Consider the following 1,741-nt stretch of genomic DNA (forward strand, 5'->3'; position numbering starts at 1 on the left):
ACGATTTGCATAGGCAAAATCCTGCTACTGTCATAACGGCGATATTTGGCCAATGCCAAGAAATCAGGCACACTGCGAGCAGCATTTACCGAGCTATCAGTCAGGAGTAGGAACATGTTTACCGGAATAGTGCAGGGCAAAGCGCAAATCATCGCGATTGAAGAAAAAGATCAGTTAAGAACGATGGAAGTGGCATTGCCTGTAGAGTTGTCATCCGGACTGACGTTAGGCGCATCGGTTGCGCATAATGGCGTATGCCTGACTGTCACCCACATTGACGGCGCACATATTACTGTAGACCTCATGAAGGAAACCTTGCGTATCACCAATCTGGGGGCGTTAAAGGTCGGTGACTGGGTCAATATTGAGCGTGCCGCACGATTTGGCGATGAAATTGGCGGGCACGCGATGTCGGGGCACGTAATGGCCACCGCGGAAGTGGTGAAGATTTTGACTTCGGAAACGAATCGTCAGATTTGGTTTCGCGCACCACAAGAACTGATGAAATATATCCTGACCAAAGGGTACATCGGCATTGATGGGATCAGTTTGACCATTGGTGAAACTACCCGTTCACGGTTTTGTGTCAACTTGATCCCAGAAACCTTGGCCAGAACCACCTTAGGACAACGTCGCTTGGGTGACCGCGTTAATCTAGAAATTGACCCGCAAACCCAAGCGGTAGTGGATACCGTCGAGCGCGTGATGGCCGAGCAGATGAAACAACATGCTGCCGTAACTCATATGGAGAGCGGTCAGTGAAACGGGTATTGCTAAGCTGGAGCTCTGGTAAAGACTCCATGCTGACCTTGCTTCGATTGCAAGAAATGCCTGATGTCGAAGTGGTGGGGCTGTTTACCACTCACAGTGGTGATGAAGTTCCGATTCAGGGCACGCCAATTCGCATCGTGCAACAACAGGCGCAGCGTTTGCAATTACCGCTATGCACTATTGCGTTACCGCATTGGCCGAGCAATGAAGTCTATAAACAAACCGTGGTGCAAGGGTTACAGCAAAGTGGCTTACCGTTTGATACGTTGGCGTTTGGCGATCTGTTTTTGGATGGGATTGCTGAATTTCGCCGTAGTTACTTAGAGCCACAAGGTTGGCAGACTTTATTCCCCTTGATGGGGGAGCCAACTTCTTTGTTAGCGCAGGAGATTATCCAGCGCGGGATTGAGACTTACCTGATAAGCGTGGATACCACGCAGCTAAACGGTGAGTTTTGTGGCCGTCGCTTTGATGCATCTTTATTGGCTGAATTACCGGCTAATGTAGATCCCTGTGGCGAGCACGGTGAGTTTCATACGCTGGTGGTGAATTCGCCGGCCTTTACTCAGCGTTTGGATGTGCAGCCTTTGCATATTGAGCGGCAAGAACGCTTTCACTTTCAGCGTTATCAATAAAATAAGGGCCATAAGGCCCTTATTTGCAATTCAGTCTTTCTCATTCAATTTCAATCGCTCATGTCAGCTGTCGGTGTACGGCGCTGAATGAATTCTTGGTTAGAATCAGAAAATTTGCTCATCATCGGCGTCAACAAAGAGTTTAACGCTGCCATGTAGCTCATCCACTTCAATGTTCAGGTGTACCGCATTACAGCAGGCAGGGCAGTCATCGTAAAAACTCTGATTACCGTTGCTGAAATCCAGCGCAACCCGCATATGATGACCACAGTGTGGACATTCAATCACTTTTTCACTGTATTGACGCATAACCAACTCCTTGTTACGGCAACATC

The 1,741-nt window shown here is 48.6% G+C and carries 3 protein-coding genes; 2 read left to right on the plus strand and 1 reads right to left on the minus strand.

Annotated features, from left to right (window positions below):
• Nucleotides 1-114: 114 nt before the first annotated feature.
• Both ACRC27_RS02680 and ACRC27_RS02685 read left to right on the plus strand, forming a co-directional pair.
• Complete coding sequence (locus tag ACRC27_RS02680) at nucleotides 115-762, plus strand: riboflavin synthase subunit alpha (RefSeq protein ID WP_302981100.1); 648 nt, start codon at nucleotides 115-117, stop codon at nucleotides 760-762.
• The gene (locus tag ACRC27_RS02685) at nucleotides 759-1,406 is read left to right on the plus strand and encodes a hypothetical protein (protein WP_438639131.1); all 648 of its coding nucleotides are present in this window, start codon (nucleotides 759-761) and stop codon (nucleotides 1,404-1,406) included. The genes ACRC27_RS02680 and ACRC27_RS02685 overlap by 4 nt, the downstream gene beginning before the upstream one ends.
• Before the next feature lie 105 nt (nucleotides 1,407-1,511).
• On the opposite strand, the gene ACRC27_RS02690 is transcribed toward ACRC27_RS02685, so the two are convergent.
• On the minus strand, nucleotides 1,512-1,741 hold a 230-nt coding region (locus ACRC27_RS02690), incomplete at its 5' end, for a CPXCG motif-containing cysteine-rich protein (RefSeq protein ID WP_438639132.1).

The organism is Plesiomonas sp., from assembly GCF_051650925.1.
Lineage (GTDB): Bacteria > Pseudomonadota > Gammaproteobacteria > Enterobacterales > CAMTGL01 > Plesiomonas.